Source organism: Brenneria alni (genome assembly GCF_003666245.1).
Lineage (GTDB): Bacteria > Pseudomonadota > Gammaproteobacteria > Enterobacterales > Enterobacteriaceae > Brenneria > Brenneria alni.
The window spans coordinates 1-522 of the sequence record NZ_MJLZ01000130.1 but is presented as its reverse complement, the minus strand read 5'-3'; the positions used below and the strand labels follow the sequence as shown (position 1 = coordinate 522).

Below are 522 nucleotides of genomic sequence, written 5' to 3'. Positions count from 1 at the left end.
GTCTTGATCGATACCGATATGGATGTGGCCTAATACCGCTGTTTCATCGCCCAGAAAAGCCGTTAAATCAACTTTACAGCCCGCGTCTGGATGAAATTTTTTGCGCTCCTCATCGCTTATTTTTTCCGTTGAGAACCATCCCAATGCCCCTATTTCAACGGTAATCTCGTTCTCGCCATTTGCCAAAACAAGCAACGCGTTGGTACTTGATGAACCGAAACCTCTGCCGGACGCTGCTGAATCACGGTTATCCATACCAAGAACGCCATTGGTCTTTATAGCGCAAAATGCATAATTAATATCAAATACACTGCGAATTTTTAGTGGTTCGATAGCGGCATTTGCTGTAGACAGCATTATCGCACTGAAGAAAACCAAGCCTTTCCATTTATTAACATTGCCTGTCATGACTCATCCTTTATTTATGTGGATAACCATAAATATTGACATTATAACTTCTGTTTAAATTACAGGAACAAACTTGCCATTAATTAATGAAAATATTGGCACATAACCTCTTAG

The 522-nt window shown here is 40.2% G+C and carries 1 pseudogene; it reads right to left on the bottom strand.

Features of this window, described 5'->3' with window-relative positions:
* A pseudogene (locus tag BIY29_RS19985) lies at positions 1-408 on the bottom strand (hypothetical protein); the annotation flags it as partial.
* Positions 409-522 lie beyond the last annotated feature (114 nt).